The following is a 19,811-nucleotide window of genomic DNA, read 5'->3' as shown; positions in this document are numbered from 1 at the left end:
TTACATCATCGCACAAAATTAAGGAACCAGAAGTTCCTGAATTTCACGTTTGTTGAAGCACAGCTCAAAACGGCTATGGCGGCGACGAAACGAGTGCGGCGGAGCAACCCTCCCCACCGCGCACGGGTTTGCTTTCTCACAGCAATTATTCGTTTTGAGGTGTATTCGATCATGACCCAGCAAATCGACATCCCCGCTTCGCAGACCTTCGAGCACCCTGAGCGAATCAAGAAGCCGCTCAAGGAAAAACTGCGCCCATGGCTGATGTTCGGCGTGCCTGCCCTGGCAGCCGTCATCGGCTACACCAAGTACGTGGCCGGCGAGCCCTTTGTCAGCACCGACAACGCCTACGCCCGGGTGGCCAAGGCGTCGATCAACGCGCGGATTTCCGGACAAGTGGTGGAAATCGCGGTCGAGGACAACCAGTCGGTGCACAAGGGTCAGGTGCTGTTCCGCATCGACCCCAAGCCCCTGCAAATCGCCATCGACCGGGCCCAGGCCCAGCTCAATGTCGCGCGGTTGCGCATCGACGGGCTCAAGGCCAGCTATCGCCAGCAGCAGGCTGAATTGCAATCGGCCAAAGAGTCCGCCGACTTCGATCAAAAGGAATTCGCCCGCAAGAAAGCCCTGGTCGCCACCGAGTTCGTGTCCCGGGCCATCTACGAGCGCGCGGAAACCGATCTGAAGATTTCCCGACAGCACATCAATTCGATCGAACAACAGATCGCCAGCACCGTGGTCGCCCTGAACGGCAATCCGAACATCGACGTCGACACTCACCCGACGGTGCGCGAGGCCAAGGCACAGCTCGACGAAGCACAGCTGTACCTGTCGTACGCCACGGTTTATGCGCCGGCCGACGGCATCGTCGCCAAGGTCGATGACCTGCAGGTGGGCAACTACCTCAATAACGGCGCGGCCGCCTTTGCGCTGATCTCCGATCACGAGATCTGGGTCGAAGCCAACTTCCGCGAAACCCAGGTCACGCACATGCGCCCCGGGCAGGAAGCGACCATCAGCATCGACACCTACCCCGATCGCGTGTTCAAGGCCCACGTCACCAGCATGAGCCCGGGCGCCGGTTCCGACTTCTCGCTGTTGCCGCCGGAAAACGCCACCGGCAACTGGGTCAAGGTGGTGCAGCGGGTTCCGGTACGCCTGGAACTGGATGACGTGGACCCTGCCCTGCCCCTGTTCTCGGGCACCAGCGCCACGGTGAAAGTCGATACCGGCCACCGCTCGCCGTGGTGGAGCCCGCTCAAATCGCTGTTGACCGCAGGTAACTAGTGATGAACGCCAAAACCGGGACTTCAGGCACAGGTGCCGCAGGCTCGCTCAGGTTCGCCGTGCTGTTGGCGACCTGGATGCAGTCGGCGAACCTGCCGCTGCCGAACGCCGTGCTCCGGCTGATTCAGGGCTCGCTGTCGATGACCGACGACCAGGCTGGCTGGATCTTCACCGCCTATCTGGCGGCCAGCGCGATCACCCTGCCGATTGCCCAGTGGCTCGCCGGTCGCTTCGGTTTGAAGCGGGTTTATCAGGCCGCGCTGGTCCTCTTCATGGTGGGTCTGCTGCTGGCTACGGTGTCGACGACCCCGCTGGAGTTCATCGGTGCCCGGATCATCCAGGGCCTGGCCGCCGGTGTGCTAGGGCCACTGTCGATGGGGATTGCCCTGGAGACGCTGGCACCGGAGAAGCGCATGAAATATGGCGCAACCCTGACCGCAGTGGTGCTGCTGGGCATCGCCACCGGACCGGCCCTCGGCGGCTGGATTGCCGAGCATTTCGACTGGCGGCCGATCTTCTATATCAGTCTGCCGTTGTCGGCCTGGATCTTCATGGTGATCACGCTGCTGCTGGCCGAGAAGAAAGCCGACAAGGCGCCGCCTTACGACTTCTTCGGCTTCGGCACGTTCACCCTGGCGATGATCAGCCTGCAAATGCTGCTCGACCGTGGTGAACGCATGGATTGGTTCGACTCGCCGGAAATCTGGATCGAGACCATTGCCTGCGCGCTGGGGTCGTACTGGTTCTTCGTGCACGTGCTGACCCGCAAGGTGCACTTCTTCAATAAGAGCCTGCTGCGCGACCGCAACTTCGTGCTGTCGACGCTGATCTTTTTCGCCATCGGTTTCGTGCTGCTGTCGACCATGGCCCTGACCTCGCCGATGCTCGATGAAATCCTCGGCTACCCGCCTGACACCACGGGCGCTCTGACCCTGCCGCGCGGTGCGGGCATGGTCGGCGCGTTCCTGCTGACGGTGCGTCTGCCGGAGCGTTTCGACCGTCGGTTGTTCGTGGCCATCGGCGTAGCGCTGGTGATCTACGCCAACTGGCTGATGCTCGGTTACTCGCCGCTGATGGACTGGCCACCAGTCGCGATTGCCGGCGCCCTGCAAGGGATCGGCATCGGCATGTCGATGGCGTCGCTGGCCAAGGTGGCGTTCAGCACGCTGCCGCCGCCGATGCGCCCGGAAGCCACCGGTCTCTACAACCTGCTGCGTGCGTATGCCAGCACCTTCGGCGTGGCGATTGTGCAGATCTACTTCTTCAACAACACCCAGGCGATGCACCAGGCGCTGGGCGCCAATATCACGCCCTATCACGGCGTGGGCCATGGCGCGTCGCTGGGGTTGCCGTCGCTGGAAGGGCTGAACCACTTGATTACCCACCAGGCCGCGTTCATCGCCGTGATCGACCAGTTCAAGATTTTGCTGGTGGTGATGCTCGTGGTGAGCCCGCTGGTGGTCTTCCTTCGCAAACCCGTTCCGACCAACTAGCTCGTGGAGTGTGCAAAATGAAATCCAGTCATTCGTTCCAGACGCCATTCCCGGCCAAGCTCAGTGCCCTGTCGGTGTTTGTGTTTCTCGCCGCCTGCACCGTCGGCCCCGACTTCAAGGCCCCGGCCGACAGTACCTCGCAGCACTACGACCAGCAGGCCGAGCAAAGCCTCGGCGGCAACGGCGAGCAGCACATTCAGTACGGCAAGAACATCAGCGGCCAATGGTGGTCGGCTTTGCGTTCGCCCAAGCTCGATCAGGTGATGCGCCGGGCCATCGACGGCAACCTTGAGCTGGTTGCGGCCGACGCCACCATCCGCCAGGCCGCCTCTTCCGTGGCCGCCGCGGAAGGTGCGCTGTATCCGCAGGTCGACTTCGCCGCCACGGCCGGTCGCCAGCGGGTGCACAACGCCAAGGAGCCGTCGATATCGAACTTCTACGCCATCGGGCCTCGGGTCGGATTCGATCTGGATGTGTTCGGCGGCAACAAGCGCCAGGTCGAAGAACAGCAGGCATTTACCGATCTGCAAAAACGTCGCTACGACGCGGCGTACCTGACCCTGACCGCCGATGTGGCCAGCCAGGCGTTGCTGGTGGCCTCGGCCAACGAGCAAATCAAGGCCGTGGAAAAACTGCTGGCCAACGACGCGAAAAACCTCGAACTGGTACGCGCCGCGCATATCAACGGCACCACCACGCAGATCGATGTATCGCTGGCCGAAACCCGGCTGGCCCAGGACCGCACGCTGTTGCCGCCACTGGCCCAGCAGCGCGATGCCGCCACCCACGCGCTGTCGATCCTGACCGGCAAGGGGCCCGCCGACTGGATCGCACCACAGTTCAACTTGAGCGAGTTCACCTTGCCGAACTCGGTACCGGTCAGCCTGCCCTCGGAGATGGCCCGCAACCGGCCGGACATCCAGCAAGCCGAGGCCGAGCTGCATATCGCCAGCGCCGCCGTGGGCGTGGCCACCGCCAATCTGTACCCGAAGGTGTCGCTGTCGGCCAACCTGCTCCAGGCCGCTTCCGGCAATGGCGGTGCGGCGCTCTGGGGATTCGCCGCCGGCATCACCGGGCCAATCTTCAACGGCGGCACACTCAAGGCTGAACGCCAGGCCGCGGTCGAGGGCTACAACGCGACCCTCGCCGACTACCAGCAGACGGTGATCAGCTCGTTCGGCCAGGTCGCCGACACGTTGCAGGCGATCAACCATGACGCCGAGGAATTCCGCGCCCAGGACGACGCACTGCGCTCGGCCGAAACCAGCTTTCACCTGAACCAGCAGGCTTACGCCCAGGGCGAGAACAGCATCCTTCAGGTGCTGGAGGCGGAACGGGCTTATGAACAGGCGTTGCTGGGGCACATCCGCGCCAAGACCGCGCAGTACCTGGACACCGTGCAGTTGTTCGTGGCCCTGGGCGGCAATGCCGTCGGGGTGTTCGATCAGCAGGTCGCCAGCCGCGAAACCCGCCACCCACTGTAGGAGCGAGCCTGCTCGCGATGGACCCAGGAACTCCGCGGGGCGTCAGGTACCCAGCGTTTTCGTTGACGACCATCGCGAGCATGCTCGCTCCTACAGGGGGCCTTTCAGAACTTTTGTGGAATTCAGATATGTCCTATGAACCGTTTTTTGATGAACTGGCCGATACCCGATTTGCCCTGAACAACGGTTCGGGGCAGATGCCCGCCGTTGGCTTCGGCACCCTGTTCGAAGATCTGGGTGTCACCGCCGAAACCGTGACCCTCGCCTTGCAAAACGGCTATCGCCACTTCGATTGCGCCGAGCGCTTTGGCAATGAAGCCTTGGTGGGCGATGCGATCAAAGCCTTTGTGGATACCGGCAAGGCACGGCGCGAAGAGCTGTTCATCAGCAGCAAACTGTGGAACAACAACCATCACCCGGAGCGGGTGTTGCCGGCCTTCGAGGCCAGTTGCCAACGACTGCAGGTCGATTACCTCGATTGCTACCTGATCCACACGCCCTTCGCCTTTCGCGCCGGCGACGATCAATACCCCATGGATGCCTTCGGCCACGTCCAGTACGACTCGGGCGTGACCTTGATCGACACTTGGCGGGCCATGGAACGCCTGGTGGACAAAGGCCGTTGCCGGGCCATCGGCCTGTCCAACATCACTCTGCAAGCCTTGCAGGAAGTGGTCGCCGTGGCGCGTATCAAACCAGCCGTGGTGCAAGTGGAAGCCCACCCTTATCTGCCGCAATGGGAACTGCTGGAGTTCTGCCAGCAGCACGGCATTGTCCTGCAGGCGTATGCGCCCCTCGGCCATGGCCTGGCACCGGGCATCGCCAAAGACCCTGTGCTGAACCAAATGGCCCGGCGCCTGCAAAAGACCCCGGCGCAAGTGGCCTTGGCCTGGGCGGTGCAACGCGGGACGGCGTTCGTGACCCACGCCACATCGGCGGAGCATATCCGGCAGAACATCGACATCTCGACCCTGCCCCACCGGGCGATGCATGAAATCCGCCAGGACATCACCACCCGGATACGCTACAACTCGGTGGTGGACAACGGGGTTCAGCTGTTCATGTCGCCGGTCCTGTAATCCTGTAATCCTGTGGGAGCGAGCCTGCTCGCGATGGACGTCAACGATTACGCTGGGTGCCTGACACCCCGTGGCGTTCTCGGGTTCATCGCGAGCAGGCTCGCTCCCACAGGGGAGGACCCTTGTTAGAGTCCGCCCCTACAATCCCCGGCGTCCGCAAAGAGGTGAAAACGATGGATGTGTTCCAGACCATGCGGTTTTTCATGGCCGTGGCCCAGAGCGGCAGCTTCACCGCAGCGGCCGACCTGATGGATACCACCACGACCAACGTCTCCAAGGCCGTGTCGAGCCTGGAAAGCCGGTTGCAGACGCGCCTGATCAACCGCACCACCCGGCGCCTGGCATTGACCGAGGCCGGCACGCGCTATCTGCTGCGCTGCGAGAGAATTCTGGAGGAGTTGCGTGAAGCGGAGGAAGAAGCGGGAACCGCACAGACCAATCCGGTGGGCCGCCTGAAGATTCATGCGATGTCGGCCATCGGCATTCATTACGTGATCGATGCCATCGCCCAATACCGCGAGCGCCACCCCTCGGTCCTGTTCGACCTGACGCTGACCAATCGCCTGCCCGATCTTCTGGAAGAAGGTTTCGACATGTCGATCGTCCTGGCGCGGGACCTGCCCGACTCGGGCTTCGTCGCCCAGCGGCTGGGTATCACCTACAGCATTCTCTGCGCTTCGCCGGCCTACCTGAAAAAACGCGGCATACCCGACACGCCGGCGTCGCTGCGTGAACATGACTGCCTGAGAATCGTGAACACCCCCATGCCCACCGAGCATTGGGTATTCGAAGGGCCGCAAGGCACGGAGACTATCAGCACCCCGGCGTCGCCGTTCCAGATCAACACCGCCGACGCCATGACCGTCGCCCTCACCCACGGCATGGGCATCGGCATCCAGCCGGTGGCATCCGCCGTCGCCGGCCTGAAGTCCGGCGCGTTGGTGCGGGTACTGCCGCACTATCAGTTCGAAGAGCTGGGCCTGTTCGCCATCTACCCTTCACGAAAATTCGTCGATGCAAAAATAAAAACCTGGCTGGAGTTCCTGAAGGACTACATACCCGGGTTGTTGGCTGCCGATGAAAAAATTGTCTGCTCGTCAAAAAACGCAAAAACCACTTGAGTCAAACGCACCGCCCGGATGGAGTGTCGACCCTCCATCGTCCGCACGACGATCAACCGTTGGAACAGCCGTTGCCCATGATCTGGTACTGCACCACGTGGCGTTGACCGTTCGAGTCTTCGTAAGTCATCTGCGCCGGCACCGGACCGCATTCGTTGGGGACATCGGATACGGCGATGACCTTCTTGATGTCCAGGTGCGTGCCGTAGCTGTAGGTCTCGACCGGGGATTTGTTTTCCTCGGCGAAGGCCTGCGCGCCAAGGGTACTCAAGGCCAGGATGATTGCGATTTTGGAGATGTTCATGTTGTTCACCGTCTCGTTGGTGGGGTTGGTAGAGACGATGCTAGGGCTTTGGGACGGGGCTAAACAGACAGGTGTTGGACATACACTGTTGTCGAAAAGTGGGGGAATGGTGATTGGCGGATTGCCCGGTATTTTTGGATCGGGGGGCATATCCGTTTTTTGGGTGATGGCTGCTATGGGTTCAGCCTTTACGGCGGGGTAGACCGGGGCCCCCTGTAGGAGCGAGCCTGCTCGCGATGGACGCCAGAACACCGTGGGGTGTCAGGTTGCCAGCGTCATCGTTGACGACCATCGCGAGCAGGCTCGCTCCTACAGGGGAATGCGTACGCTACAAATGCCCCGCCGTTGGGGCGGAACCCATTTCAGCCATTACCGAAAAAATGAATATGTACGCTACCAATAAACCTACGCAGCAACCGCCGGCTCTCGACGCTGAGCAAGCTCCGGCAGCACGTCCGGCGCTGGCGTCCAGGCCGGTACGCTTGGCATTTCCCGGCGCAGGCTGTGCAGCAAGGTGTAGGACATCACCAGCAGCAACATGGCAATCGGCAACCCGGCGGCGATACTCGCCATCTGGATGGCCTTGAGTCCACCGGCCAGCAGCAGCCCTGCCGCAATGGCCCCTTCCAGGATGCACCACAGCAACCGGATCCAGTTCGGCGGATTGGTGCTGCCCAGTGCGCACAAGGTGCACAACACCTGGGTCCCGGCGTCCGCCGTGGTCACGAAATGCACCCCGAGCAACACGCAGACCAGAATCGACAGAGCAGCGCCGATGGACTGGCCATCGAGGGTTTGCAGCAGGGTGAACATGGCTGCGGTGGTTTCTTTCTTGGTGGCGAGCAGGACGGTGCCGCCTTCGAACTTCGGCTGTTCCACTCCGGCAGCCACGGTCTGGGTCGCGACCGATGCCTGATATGCCTGGCGATCCTGCTGTTCATGCTTGAGCGCGGCGCCACCGAATACCGACATCCACAGGATGGTGACCATGGTCGGCACCACCAGCGCGCCGATCACCAGTTCACGGATGGTGCGGCCCTTGGAGATGCGCGCGATGAACAGACCAACGAACGGACCCCAGGTCATCCACCATGGCCAGTAGAACGCGGTCCACCAGTTTTGCCATTCGGTATCTTTCTGAGTGTCCATCCAGAAACTTAAACCCACGATGTTTTGTACATAGTCGCCGGTGGACTCGAACATCAAGTTAAGGATGTAACGGGTCGGGCCCAGTGCAAGTACTGCAAACATCAAGATGAAAGACAGATACATATTCAAAGTGGATATGCGCTTCATGCCTTTGGACAAACCGGCGACCAGCGAAATACAGGCCACAACACTGACAAACAGAATGATGGATAACTGCAGGGCAATACTGATCGGTACACCGAAAACATTATGCAGACCGGTATTGATTTGAACCACGCCCAAACCCAGGGATTGGGAAACACCGAAGGCGGTAATAATCACACCCATGATGTCGACCACATGGCCGATCCAGCCATAGATGCGGTCGCCAATCAGCGGATAGAGCAGCGAGCGCAGCGCCAGCGGCAGGCCTTTACGGTAGGCGAAGTAAGCCAGGCTCAAGCCGATCATGGAGAAGATCGCCCAAGGGTGCAGGCCCCAGTGGAACAGGGTGATGCGCATGGCCAGGGTCGCCGATTCATCGGTCAGCCCCTTGGAAAACGGGTTGTCGGCGTAGTGCAGCATGGGTTCTGCCACCGACCAGAAGATCAGGCCGATGCCCATCCCGGCGCTGAACAGCATGGCGATCCAGGAAGCGAAACTGAACTCGGGCCGGTCATGTTCACCGCCCAGTTTGAGATTGCCGAAACGGCTGATGGAGATATAAAGCAGCAGGCCAAGTACGCCACTGATCAGGGCGAGGTAATACCATTTGAAGTTATGCAGAATAAACGCCGAAGCCATTTCAAAGGCCTTGGCTGCCTGCTCGTCTTTAAATGCACAAAACAGTACGAATATGATCACGCCTATTATCGAGGCCACTGTCACATTCGGATTAAGGCCTTTTAACATGCCGGATTGAGCACGCATTGTTTTCCCCTTTTGTTTTTGTTTAAGGGTGTAATTACTGTTCCGCAGGTTGTTTATCGCCTGGTATCGACCGACGCCAGGACAATGTCACTGTTATCTGCAGGTCTATCTCGGTTTTGGCAGCATGGCCAAGATGATGGAATCCTGAACACCGTTCAAACCATATTTAGTCACCGACTCATGAGAAAAACGCATCAATAAAACCTGCCTGAACACATAAAAACTGTAGGAGCGAGCATGCTCGCGATGGACGACAGAACACCGCGGGGTGTCAGGCTGCCAGCGTTATCGTTGACGACCATCGCGAGCGTGCTCGCTCCTACTGAGGTGGGCATGTATTGCAGTTCAATCGCCCGGCTCGGTTATCGACACCAGGTTAGAGCTGGCAATCCCGTTCGGCGTCACCGGGTGTTGCAACGGCGCATCCTTTTGCAGGTGTTCGCCGGTGACTTTTGCCTGACCCACACACAGTGCGAGCAGCAACGCACTGCCGGCGTAGAAGTAGTAGAAGCTCGGCGCGCCCAGGTGCTCCATCAGCGCACCGGCGATCAGCGGCCCGAAGCAGGCACCGACACCGAAGGTGATCAGCAGCATCCCCGAAAGCGACACGCGCAACGCTGGCTCCATGTTGTCGTTGGCCAGCGCCACCCCCAGCGGATACAGACAGAACTGCAGGAAGCCGACGCCCGCACCAAACAACAGCAAGGTAGCGAACGAAGGCTGTTGGTTGAGCGCCAGCGGCAGGCTGATGACGATCAACAACAGCGCCACGGCGCGGATTAGACTGGCGCGCGGCAAGCGATCCGACAGCCAGCCCAGGGGCAGTTGTGCCAACAGCCCGGCCGCGATGGACAAGGCCATGAACTGCCCGACCTGCGCTGTCGGCAACCCCTGCTTGCTCGCGTAGATCGCGGCCAGGCCGTAGAAGCTGCCGTTGAGCATGCCGGACACCAGGATGGTCACCAGCGATTGGGGAATCCTGCGCAGGAACAGCCGCAGGTCAATCGATGCCGCCGGCACTGCCGTCGGGTGCATGCTGCGGGTCAGGGCCACCGGCACCGAACCCAGGGCGAAGACCATGGCCACGCCCAGCAGGACGCGAATGCCCAGGCCCTCATCCAGGCTCAGGGCCAGGTTGCCAAGCATCATGCCCACGTAGCTCGCCACCATGTACAGCGACAGCACACGGCCGCGCTGTTCGGTCTGGGCCCGGTCGTTGAGCCAGCTTTCCAGCACCATCAGCTGGCACATCATCGCCAGCCCCACCAGCGCCCGCAGCACCAGCCAGAACGGCAGCGCCGTGCTGAACTCATGGGCCAACACCGCCGAGGCTATGATCCCGGCACAGGCGGCAAAGGTGCGGATGTGCCCCACCTGCGCGATCAGGCTGCGCCCGACCCAGCCACCCAGCACCATGCCCAGGGCGTTGGCGGCCATCAGCGCACCGCCGGCGGTTTCCGATGCGCCCAGCACGTTCAGGCGCAACGCCAGCCAGGTCATCAACAACATCGATCCCAGCTGCATCATCAAGCTGGCCAGGTACAGCGCGCCGAACGTCTTCGTCAGTCCAAACACGGTGCCGATTCCGAAAAAAGAGAATGCGAAATCCGGGCGCGCAACCAACGGTCACGTGCCCGGACGGATGTTTCAAGACAGGCCGTGAAGCTCTTTCCAGTTGCCCGGATGCACGACATAGCCGAACAACGCGTGCCCGCCGTACACCAGTTCGGTGCCTTCGGGAATCCACAACAACTGGCCCGGGGTCACCTCGAACAGCTCATCGCCGACGTGCAATTGGAAGCAGCCCTCGATGACGAAAATCACTTCGTCATACAGCACCGTCCAAGCCACTTGCGCCCCTTCCCAGCGGGCAAAACCCACGCCGATGTTCGGCGAGATTTCATTGCTCAGGGCCCGGGCCACGAAGGCGGCGCCGGGTGGGCCGCCGCGAAAGGTGAAATCCAGATCCTTGTGGTCGACCCGCAGCACCCGGCCCTTGGCTTTGCCGGGCGAACTCATAACTCGCTCCGGCTGTTCCACGCGGCCAGATGAATGCGCGAACGCACGCCCAGGCCAAGGAAAGGTTCCGGAGGATTGAGCGACGGCATGCCGGTCACCGCGCGAATGTCGTTCAACTGCGCCGACTGGGCGCCCACGGCCATGTCCGCCAGCAGGGTGCCGGAGATGGTGCCCCACGCCGCGCCCACCCCGTTGTCGCACGCCGAGGCATGCACGCCCGGTTCCAGCTCGCCGAAGAAGTTGGTGAAGTTGCGCGAGATCGCGTAAACGCCACCCCAGGTGTGGGTGAACGGCACGTCGGCCAGTTGCGGGAAGCGCGCCTTGAACGCCTTGCGATGGGACTCGCGAATCTTCTCGCGCATGCCGTCGCTGGTGCTGCGGCCGTACTTGGGCACGTGCTTGTAGGTGTTGCGGATGATCAGGCGGCGATCCTGGGTCATGCGCACCGTAGTCCCGGCGTGGTCCGCCGGGGTCAGGCCCCAGTCCAGTTGACCGCCGTAGGTGGCCAGTTCGGCATCGGTCAGTGGACGGGTCCAGCTGGCGAAGGTCATCACCGGCAGCAGGCGGTTGCGCAGATAGCCGAACTCCTGGGTGAAGATGCTGGTGCCCAGCAGCAGTTGCGGGGTGCGGATCACGCCGTTGGTGCCCTGCAGGATCCAGCCGCCGCGACCGTCACGCTCCAGACGCTGGATCGGCGACTCCTCAAGCAGCTCGACGTTGTCCGGCAACGAACGGGCCAGACCAGTGACCAGCGCCGCCGGTTGCATCAGGTAGCAGCCGGGGGTGTAGATCGCCCCGCTGTAATGCCGGGTACCCAGCACGCCGGCCAGTTCCGTGGTGCCGACCCGGCGGAAGGGTTCGCCCAGGTCGGTCATCAGCTTCTCGAAGTGATCCAGATACGCCATGCCACGGGGGCCGACGGCGCCCTGATACTTGCCGGCGTGGGACCACTGGCAATCGATGTCGTGTTTCTGAACCAGCCCCTGCAACTGCGCAATGGCCGAGCGATTGAGCGACAGCAAGCGTTGCTTGTGCGCCGGGTCCGGATGCTCCAGGGCGAACTTGTGCGGCAGGTCGATGACGAACCCCGAGTTGCGCCCCGAAGCGCCATGGGCGACCCGCTGCGCGTCCACCAGAATGATCCGCGCTTCGGGGTGATGCTGGGCCAGGCGGCGGGCGGCGGCCAGGCCGGCAAAGCCCGCTCCCACCACCGCAAAGTCTGCCCGCTGTTCGCCGGACAGACGCTTGCACGCCGGTTGTTCAGGCAAGGCCGCGTACCAGCCGCAAGTCGCATCGTCGAAAGGCAAATTGATCGAATTTTTCATGATTGAAGCCTCAGGCGACCGCCTGCTGAGTGTTCTGACAGGACTGCAGCAATGCGCTGCGCTGCGTTTGTGCTTGGCGACCCAGCAGGACAAAGCCGTTGAGCCTGCCCTCGGTGTCATGGAAGCTGGCGCTCATACCATCTGTCGTGGCTGTGCATCGCCATTGCCCTTCACTGCCCGCCGCCGGCGCCAACAGGCACAGTGGTGCGGCCGGGGTTTTCACCGTGACCGGCATCAGCGGGTACTCCACAGCGGTGGCTTGGCCGAGCAGGGTTTTGCTCAGTGCCTGGATGCCCTGATTGATCGGCGCCAGATACGGCAGCAACTGCCCGTCGATCTCGATGCAATCGCCCAGGGCGTAGATGCCCGGTGCCGAGGTTTGCAGTTGGGCGTTGACTTGAATGCCGCGGCCCACCGCCAGCCCGGCGGTCTGCGCCAGGCTCAAGTCTGGTCGCAGCCCGACCGCCGACAACACCAGATCAGCCTTCAGCGGCTGACCACCGGCAAGCGTCAGGACATAGCCCTGCCCGCTCGACTCGATGGCATCCACCGTGTTTTGCAGGTGCCACTTGACCCCCAGATCACTCAGCGCGCCTTGCAGCACCTCCCCCGCTTCGGCGGGCAACAGGCGCTCCATCGGCCAGCGACCCAGACCAATGACATCCACCTCAAAACCGTTGTGCGCCAGGTCGTTGGCAAACTCGCAGCCAATCAGGCCGTCACCGAGGATCGCCACCCGCTTCACGCCGGTGAGGCGTTCGCGGAACTGGTGGTAATCCTGCAGGTTGTTGACGCTGACCATGGCCTGCGCCTCACCGCGAATCGGCAGGCGGATCGGTTGCGCGCCGCTGGCGATCACCAGCTGGCCGTACTCCATGTCACCGAAACTGGTGCGCAGGCGACGTGCCGAACTGTCGATGGCCTGCACCGTGCAATGCGCATAGATGCGGATGTTCAGGCGCTGCTCGATGGCCAGCGGTGATTCACCGGACATCGCCTCGGCGGTTTTGCCTTGGGACAAGCCGATCGACAGGGCCGGCTTGGAATACAGGTAACCGGATTCCTGGGTCAGCACGCGGATCTCGACCTTCGGGTCCGCCTTGCGCAACGCCTGAGCCAGGCCCAAACCTGCATAGCCGCTGCCGATGATGACGATCGGCCCACGGGGCAATGCAGCGACCACGGGGACCGCCACGGCCGGCGGCGGCGCGGTGATTGGCGCGCTGACAGCCACAGCCGCCTCGGTGTACTCGCTGATATCGAGCATCTCGAAATCAGCCTTGCCGACGTGGCACTCCGGGCAGATCCAGTCTTCGGGCACATCTTCCCAGCGCGTGCCGGCAAGAATCCCGTCCTCGGGCCAGCCCAGCGCCTCGTCGTAAATCAGACCGCAAACGATGCAAAGCCAAGTCTTGAACATGCTGTTCACTCCCCGGCGACCCGAATCGCCACGTTTTTGGTGCGCACGTAGCTGAACAAGGCTTCCTGGCCCTTTTCGCGACCGAAGCCCGACAGACCCACGCCACCAAACGGCGTCTCGATACCACCGGCGTACCATTCGTTGACGAACACCTGGCCGGATTTCAGACGACGGGTGCAGCGCATGGCGCGGCTGATGTCCTGGGTGAACACGCCAGCCACCAGACCGAAATCGGTGCCGTTGGCGATGGCGATGGCTTCTTCCTCGGTGTCGAACGGCAGGATCGCCAACACCGGCCCGAACACTTCTTCCTGGGCGATGCACATGTCTGGCGTGACGTCGCGGAACACCGTTGGGCGCATGAAATGCCCGGCGCGGTCAGCGAAGGCTTCGCCACCGGTGACGGCCACGGCGCCGTCTTCGATAGCGCGGCGGCACAAGGCTTCAATACCCGACAACTGCCCGGCGCTGACCACTGGCGTGAGGTCGGCGTTGTCCTGGCCCAGGCCGACACTGAGGCCCTCGGCCATGGCCACCACGGCCTCGACCACCTCGTCATAAATCTCGCGCTGTACCAGCAACCTCGACATCGCCGAACAGACCTGGCCGGCATTGAAGAAGATGCCCGACTTGACACTGGCCAGCAGTTGCTCACGGTCAGCGTCGGCAAAGGCAATCGCCGCCGACTTGCCACCCAACTCCATCACACTCGGAATCGCATACTGAGCCGCGTCGCGCAGGATCGACTGGCCCGTCGGCACGGAACCGGTGAACACGATCTGATCGACGCCGCGATGGCTGACCAGGTGCGAGCCGACTTCACGGCCACGGCCGCAAATCAGGTTGACCGCGCCGTCCGGCAAGCCGGCCTTGGCAATGGCGCGGATCAGCACGCACATGCCCAGCGGCGAAAGTTCAGGCGACTTAATGACCACCGCGTTACCGGCCGCCAGGGCCGGTGCCAGCGAGCGGGCACAGATCGACACCGGGAAGTTCCACGGCACGATCTGCGCCGAAACGCCCATCGGGTCATACAGGGTGAAGTCCATGTAGCCGTTGCCCAGCGGGATCGAGGTGCCCTCGATCTTGTCCGCCATGCCGGCGTAGTACTCGAAGTAGCGCGCCGCTTCGGTGAACTCGTCCTTGGCGTCGCTCAGGCGCTTGCCGTTTTCCTGGCACAGCACCCAGGCGCCCTCGTCCGCCACCGCGCGAATTTCCTCGGCGATGCGCAGCAGCCAGGTGACTCTCTGCGCCGGGCGTGCCCGGGTCAGCTCGCCGCTGTCGGCGCAACGACGGGCCGCCTGCAAGGCGTGCTCGGCATCGGCCACGGTGGCCTGGGCGATGGTCGCCAGCGGCTCGGCGGTGCCGGGGTTGTTAACCGTCAGGCGCTGGGTGCTGTCGACCCATTGCCCGTCGATGTAGTTGAGCCAGTGAGAGGCTATCGGATACATGGCACCGCTCCTCAGGCTTTTTCAGTGGTGGCGAGCAACTGACGCGCGGCCCACTGGTGGAAGAAGTGCGTCGGGATGTCCATTTCCGGAGAGAAGGCGCCGCCCTTGTAGCCTGGGGAGTAACGGCCCTTCTGCATGCCTTCGACCGAGCTGATGTCTTCGGCGAACACCACTTTCCAGGATTCGAGGATCGCATCGCGGCAGGCGCTGAACTCTTCGCTGCTGGCGGCTTCGTCGCCGACGTAGAACAGGCGCAGGTGCTCGATGGTGCGGCCCGGCGATACCGGCTCCAGTTGCATGGCGAAGGCATGGTCGGCCTGGATGCCCAGCAATACGTTCGGGAAGAACGCCACGTATTCGGCGTTGCGCAGACGGTCCAGCGGCCAGGCCGGGAATTTCGGCAAGTGCGTGCCGGCGACGTCCGACAGGTTGTAGGCGTAGCTGCCCTGGCCGGAGAAGTGCTCGCCGACGATGATGTTGTAGTGGTCTTCCAGGCGCGAGTAGGAGTTCAGGCTCGGGTGTACCCACGGCAGGTGATAGGCCTCGCAGTAGTTCTCCACCGCCAGCTTCCAGTTGCAGTTGATGTCCAGCACGGTGGCGTCATGACCCGGGCGGCGGCTCAACAGGCTCATGCCGTCTTCGCCGAGGAACTGGCTCCAGCGCGCGGTCAGTGGGGCGAGCATCTCTTCCAGTGGCTGGGCTTCGCCGGACAGGTTGATGAACACCATGTCCATCCAGATCGCGCTGCGGATGGCTTTCAGGCCATGTTTTTCACAGGCGAAACGCTCGTCCTTGTGCTGGTCGATGCCGCCGACGTGCGGGGTGCCGCGCAGGCCGCCGTTGAGGTCGTAAGTCCAGGAGTGGTAAGGGCAGCGAATCACGCCTTGCACCTCGCCCGCCTCCTCCACCAGCTTCATGCCACGGTGGCTGCAGACGTTATGGAACACCTGCACCACGCCTTCGCGATTGCGCATCAGCAGCAGGGGCAGGCCCATGAAATCAACTGGCTTGACCGAACCGGCCTTGGCCAGGTCGCTGGCGAAACCGACGCAGGCCCAGGTCTTGCCCAGGACCTGATCGCGCTCAAGCTCGAAGTAGCGTTGTTCGGTGTAGAACTCGTTGCCAAGGCCAGTCGCTTCGTGGATCGGGTTGAGGACGGTTTCGAGGTTCTGCACTGGGATTTGTTGGAGGGTGGTCATTATTGTTCTCCCCTGCTGGGCACGGTATTGGAATGTTCGGCAGGCGCTTGGTGGCCAGGTCCGCTGGCGGCAAGTTTCGGAAAACGGGAGGGGGATCGACAAACGATATTTCGGGAGGGATTCATGAGCTTTGATCATGAATAGAGGACTGTAGGAGCGAGCATGCTCGCGATGGGCGCCAACGATGACGCGGGCGTTCTGAATGAACGCGTTATCGTTGACATCCATCGCGAGCAAGGCTCGCTCCTACAGGGAATGTGGGTGGTTATTTGTTTGCGGGTGGAGTTGGCAGTTGATTCATCAACCAGCTGCGAAAGCGTTTGACGCTCTGGCGCATGCCGCCACGGGTCAGCGGTTCGAGCAGGCAAAACTGCGCATCGGTGCGCAGGGTCGCCTCCAGCGGCCGCACCAGCGCGCCACTTTGCAGGTAGTCCTCGACAAGGTTGGACCAGGCCAGCGCCACGCCCTGCCCGTTGAGGGCCGACTGGATCACCATCGAATAGCTGTTGATGTTGATCCGACGCTTGGGCTCGACGTTTTTCAGCCCCTGGCTGTGCAACCAGTCCGCCCAGCCCAGCCAGTCACGCTGCGGGTCGTCGAGCACCAGCCAGGTACAGGCCGCCAGGTCCTGGGGCTGGCTCAAGGTCGGATGCTTGGCCAGGTACGCCGGGCTGCACACCGGGTAGACCTCTTCGGAAAACAGCGGCGTGACCTGCATGTCCCGGGGTGGCGTACTGCAGTAATACAACGCCAGGTCGCAATCGAGCCGCGAGAAATCCTTGACCTGATCATGGGCAATGATCCGCAGGTCGATCTCTTCGTTTTCGCGCTGGAATTCGGACACCTTGGGCAGCAGCCACAACGAAGCCATCGCCGTACTGGTAGCCACCGTGACTTGCTCAGCTCCCTGCCAATGGCGAATTTCGCCGGTGGCCTGGGCCACCTGCAACAACGAGGCGCGGACCGTCTCGTAGTACCGGCTGGCCGCCGGGCTCAGTTGAATGGTGCGGGTGGTGCGCTCGAACAGAACCTTGCCCAGATAATCCTCGAGCAGACGCACTTGTCGGCTGATGGCGCCCTGGGTCACGTTCAATTCCTGCGCGGCCAGGGTGAAACTCAAATGCCGCGCCGCAGCTTCGAACGCCACCAGGCTGTTGAGGGGTGGTAGAGGGTGGATTTTCATCAGGCAAGGTCACGTCGGAATTTTGGTTTTGTGACGTGAGTTTAGCCATTGGGACCTGCAGGAGCGAGCCTGCTCGCGATGGACTTCAACGATAACGCGGGCCGCCTGGCACCCCACGGTGTTGTGTCATCCATCGCGAGCAGGCTCGCTCCTACAGGGGACGGCGTGTCGCCGGGCTTAGTGCGCGACCGCGTTTACCCATTGCGGTGCGACATCGGCTGGCTTGCGCTTGGCGTGCTGGGTCAACACCAGCATCGTCACAAAGCCCAGGACGATCAGCGCCGGATAGGCCATCAGCAGCTCGGAGAGCGAGTACTTCCAGGCCAGCGGACGTCCGACACCGAGCATCGCGGCATACATCCAGGACACCGCCGACAGCGAGCCACAGAACAACGCCATCATCCGCGCGCTGAAACCCAGGTCGAGCAGCGAGCCGGCCTTTTGCAGGGCAGGCAGTACCAGGCGATGCAACAGGACGCCGTTGTAGGTCAGCATCATGACAATGATGACCTTGGCCTGGAGCTTGGGATTGCTGAAGTACTGCATGCCCTTGTCCAGGTAATCGATGCCGATGATGGCCGCTCCCGTCACCCATAGCGCAATCAATGCCCAGACCACGGAGCGCTGCAGGCTTTCCATGTGCGTGTGGTCGTGGCCGGTGAGCGCCTTGCGTTTCAACATGTCCCTGACCATTGCGATATCGCTGGTCAGCACCAGGCCGATCGCCACGCAACAGGCGACCAGATGAACGTAAACAACGCCCAGTCGCAGAAACTCCATGAATTCTTTATGTTCGATCAGGCTCATAATTGTATTTATCGCCACGGGTAATATCTCCACCTTATTCGATAGTACAGATAGGCCAATCAACAGAGTTCTTGTGTGTGGTGACTCTGAATGACCTTGCTCATATAAGAAAATAAACAACAGGTTAGTTATGTAATTCCTATTGTTTGCTCCAGGAATTAAATGACGCTAGTTACTTCCTCTCAATTTTTTGGGTAAAAAAATCCCCATCTGCATTCACTGCATATGAGGTTCGGATTCCACTTCTTTGTTTGCGGGATGGTGCGCATGTCATCAAGTGACTTGCTACGTACTATGAGGGTCTAAGCCCGTAAATGTTCACTTTTTGAGCCCACTACCGACAGACGGTCGATGATTTTTGGGCGATTTGCCATAGGACCAAAGGCCTAGGTCCTTCGTCGAAGCCCATTCTTGCTGGCCTGCTTGTTCCGAATGAATTCAAAGATGACTTATTGGATCCACTAGTTGCCTGCGGGAAAATTTCACACGCAACTGAGATGAACTTTCATTCAAAATAGCCAGAACTAAAACAGTCATACTATTTTTTGCAGAATTGGATCTCATTAGTGAACCAATTCAGCACAAGTGCATACAATCCTTGTACGACAAACCAACTTAGCACCGAGAACTTTATAAGGAAGTTTAAATCGGACCTGGCGACGCTATTTGCAATTTCGGTCGCCAGGACCTGGTTAGATCAACTCAGGCGAGTTTGACCACCACATTGATGTTGTTGCGGGTGGCTTTTGAATAGGGGCAGTACTTGTGCCCGGTATCGACCAGCTTCTGTGCAGTTTCGCGATCCAGGCCGGGCAGGCTGACATTGAGCCGCGCCTGCAGCAGATAGCCACCTTCGTTGGTGCCCAGATCGACTTCGGTGTCGACGGCCACGTCCTTGGGCAGGGCAACCTTCATTTCCTTGGCCGCGACGCCCATGGCGCCGATAAAGCAGGCGGACCAGCCAGCGGCGAACAATTGCTCCGGATTGGTCCCGCCACCGCCCGCGCCAGGGGACGACAGTTTGATATCCAGAATACCGTCCGAACTTCTGGAGGCGCCGTCCCGGCCGCCGGTAGTGTGGGTTTTGGCGGTGTACAAGACTTTGTCGAGCTGGGTCATGATGATCTCCTGATTGAATGGGGGTTCATGGGATTTCAGGTGAATCAGAAAACGGCCTGCCGATGATTGACCCGGGCGGGTTGCCATCCACCGCCGCGGACCCGGTCTCTCAATATAGTCGGGGCTGGTCAATCAGGTGCCTGGGCCGACGAAGTCGATCTCGTTTGCAAAATGGGTTGGGTACGTATCCGTTTCCCTTGTGATGGCGGCTTATGGTTCCGCCTTTCCGGCGGGGAAGATCGGTGATCCCTGTAGGAGCGAGCCTGCTCGCGATGGCGGCCTGGCAGCCGGCGCTTGTTTTGATTGGGTACATATCCGTTTCTTGGGTGATGGCTGCTTATGGTTCCGCCCTTACGGCGGGTTACTTGGAAAAGCGCCAAGTAACCAAGCGCTTTTATCCCCTGACGTACGGTGCCTCGCCTAGGCTCGGCATTCCCTCGCTCCGGTATTCATCCGGGGGCA

Annotated in this window: 16 protein-coding genes and 1 pseudogene; 5 read left to right on the top strand and 12 right to left on the bottom strand. The window is 61.3% G+C overall.

Annotated elements, in window-relative coordinates; all coding sequences use genetic code 11:
* Window positions 1-171: 171 nt before the first annotated feature.
* From DKY63_RS30630 to DKY63_RS30610, 5 genes are all read left to right on the top strand, one after another.
* Window positions 172-1,287, top strand: coding sequence for an HlyD family secretion protein (locus DKY63_RS30630; RefSeq protein ID WP_110967553.1), 1,116 nt, complete (start codon window positions 172-174; stop codon window positions 1,285-1,287).
* Between the two features lie 2 nt (window positions 1,288-1,289).
* On the top strand, window positions 1,290-2,780 hold the full coding sequence (locus tag DKY63_RS30625) for a DHA2 family efflux MFS transporter permease subunit (RefSeq protein WP_110967552.1): 1,491 nt from the start codon (window positions 1,290-1,292) through the stop codon (window positions 2,778-2,780).
* A 17-nt stretch (window positions 2,781-2,797) separates the two neighbouring features.
* Complete coding sequence (locus DKY63_RS30620) at window positions 2,798-4,264, top strand: efflux transporter outer membrane subunit (protein ID WP_110967551.1); 1,467 nt, start codon at window positions 2,798-2,800, stop codon at window positions 4,262-4,264.
* A 128-nt stretch (window positions 4,265-4,392) separates the two neighbouring features.
* Window positions 4,393-5,343: an aldo/keto reductase gene (locus DKY63_RS30615; RefSeq protein WP_110967550.1), complete on the top strand. Its 951-nt coding sequence runs from the start codon at window positions 4,393-4,395 to the stop codon at window positions 5,341-5,343.
* 173 nt (window positions 5,344-5,516) lie between these two features.
* Window positions 5,517-6,464 (top strand): LysR family transcriptional regulator, encoded by a 948-nt coding sequence (locus DKY63_RS30610; RefSeq protein WP_110967549.1) that lies wholly within the window; start codon window positions 5,517-5,519, stop codon window positions 6,462-6,464.
* Window positions 6,465-6,516: 52 nt separating this feature from the next.
* Here DKY63_RS30610 and DKY63_RS30605 read toward each other — a convergent pair whose 3' ends face one another.
* The 12 genes and pseudogenes from DKY63_RS30605 to DKY63_RS30550 all read right to left on the bottom strand — a co-directional run bounded on the left by DKY63_RS30605 (window position 6,517) and on the right by DKY63_RS30550 (window position 19,349).
* The gene (locus DKY63_RS30605; protein WP_110967548.1) at window positions 6,517-6,768 is read right to left on the bottom strand and encodes a DUF2790 domain-containing protein; all 252 of its coding nucleotides are present in this window, start codon (window positions 6,766-6,768) and stop codon (window positions 6,517-6,519) included.
* 405 nt (window positions 6,769-7,173) lie between these two features.
* A complete protein-coding gene (locus DKY63_RS30595; RefSeq protein WP_110967546.1) occupies window positions 7,174-8,826 on the bottom strand; it encodes a BCCT family transporter in 1,653 nt (550 codons plus the stop codon).
* A gap of 345 nt (window positions 8,827-9,171) precedes the next feature.
* Window positions 9,172-10,401, bottom strand: a complete 1,230-nt coding sequence (locus tag DKY63_RS30590; RefSeq protein WP_204354275.1) for an MFS transporter — start codon at window positions 10,399-10,401, stop codon at window positions 9,172-9,174.
* 72 nt (window positions 10,402-10,473) lie between these two features.
* A complete protein-coding gene (locus tag DKY63_RS30585; RefSeq protein ID WP_110967545.1) occupies window positions 10,474-10,845 on the bottom strand; it encodes an ethanolamine utilization protein EutQ in 372 nt (123 codons plus the stop codon).
* The gene (locus DKY63_RS30580) at window positions 10,842-12,170 is read right to left on the bottom strand and encodes an NAD(P)/FAD-dependent oxidoreductase (protein WP_110967544.1); all 1,329 of its coding nucleotides are present in this window, start codon (window positions 12,168-12,170) and stop codon (window positions 10,842-10,844) included. Before DKY63_RS30580 ends, DKY63_RS30585 begins: the two co-directional genes overlap by 4 nt.
* Window positions 12,171-12,180: 10 nt before the next feature.
* Window positions 12,181-13,437 (bottom strand): FAD-dependent oxidoreductase, encoded by a 1,257-nt coding sequence (locus DKY63_RS30575; RefSeq protein ID WP_239499429.1) that lies wholly within the window; start codon window positions 13,435-13,437, stop codon window positions 12,181-12,183.
* Window positions 13,426-13,590 (bottom strand): annotated as a pseudogene (locus DKY63_RS32810) (rubredoxin); the annotation flags it as partial. The pseudogene DKY63_RS32810 and the gene DKY63_RS30575, both read right to left, overlap by 12 nt.
* Before the next feature lie 5 nt (window positions 13,591-13,595).
* Complete coding sequence (locus DKY63_RS30570; protein WP_110967542.1) at window positions 13,596-15,041, bottom strand: aldehyde dehydrogenase family protein; 1,446 nt, start codon at window positions 15,039-15,041, stop codon at window positions 13,596-13,598.
* A gap of 11 nt (window positions 15,042-15,052) precedes the next feature.
* Complete coding sequence (locus DKY63_RS30565; RefSeq protein WP_204354274.1) at window positions 15,053-16,240, bottom strand: aromatic ring-hydroxylating oxygenase subunit alpha; 1,188 nt, start codon at window positions 16,238-16,240, stop codon at window positions 15,053-15,055.
* Window positions 16,241-16,505: 265 nt separating this feature from the next.
* Window positions 16,506-17,423 carry a LysR substrate-binding domain-containing protein gene (locus DKY63_RS30560; RefSeq protein WP_110967541.1) on the bottom strand — a complete coding sequence of 306 codons (918 nt, stop codon included), beginning with the start codon at window positions 17,421-17,423 and terminating at the stop codon, window positions 16,506-16,508.
* A gap of 177 nt (window positions 17,424-17,600) precedes the next feature.
* A complete protein-coding gene (locus tag DKY63_RS30555) occupies window positions 17,601-18,248 on the bottom strand; it encodes a hypothetical protein (protein WP_110967540.1) in 648 nt (215 codons plus the stop codon).
* A 684-nt stretch (window positions 18,249-18,932) separates the two neighbouring features.
* Entirely contained in the window at window positions 18,933-19,349 is a 417-nt protein-coding gene (locus DKY63_RS30550; RefSeq protein WP_110968017.1) for an organic hydroperoxide resistance protein, read from the bottom strand.
* Window positions 19,350-19,811: the final 462 nt, after the last annotated feature.

The sequence above is a fragment of the Pseudomonas putida genome (assembly GCF_003228315.1).
Classification (GTDB): Bacteria; Pseudomonadota; Gammaproteobacteria; order Pseudomonadales; family Pseudomonadaceae; genus Aquipseudomonas; species Aquipseudomonas putida_S.
This window is presented reverse-complemented; position numbering and strand designations above follow the sequence as displayed.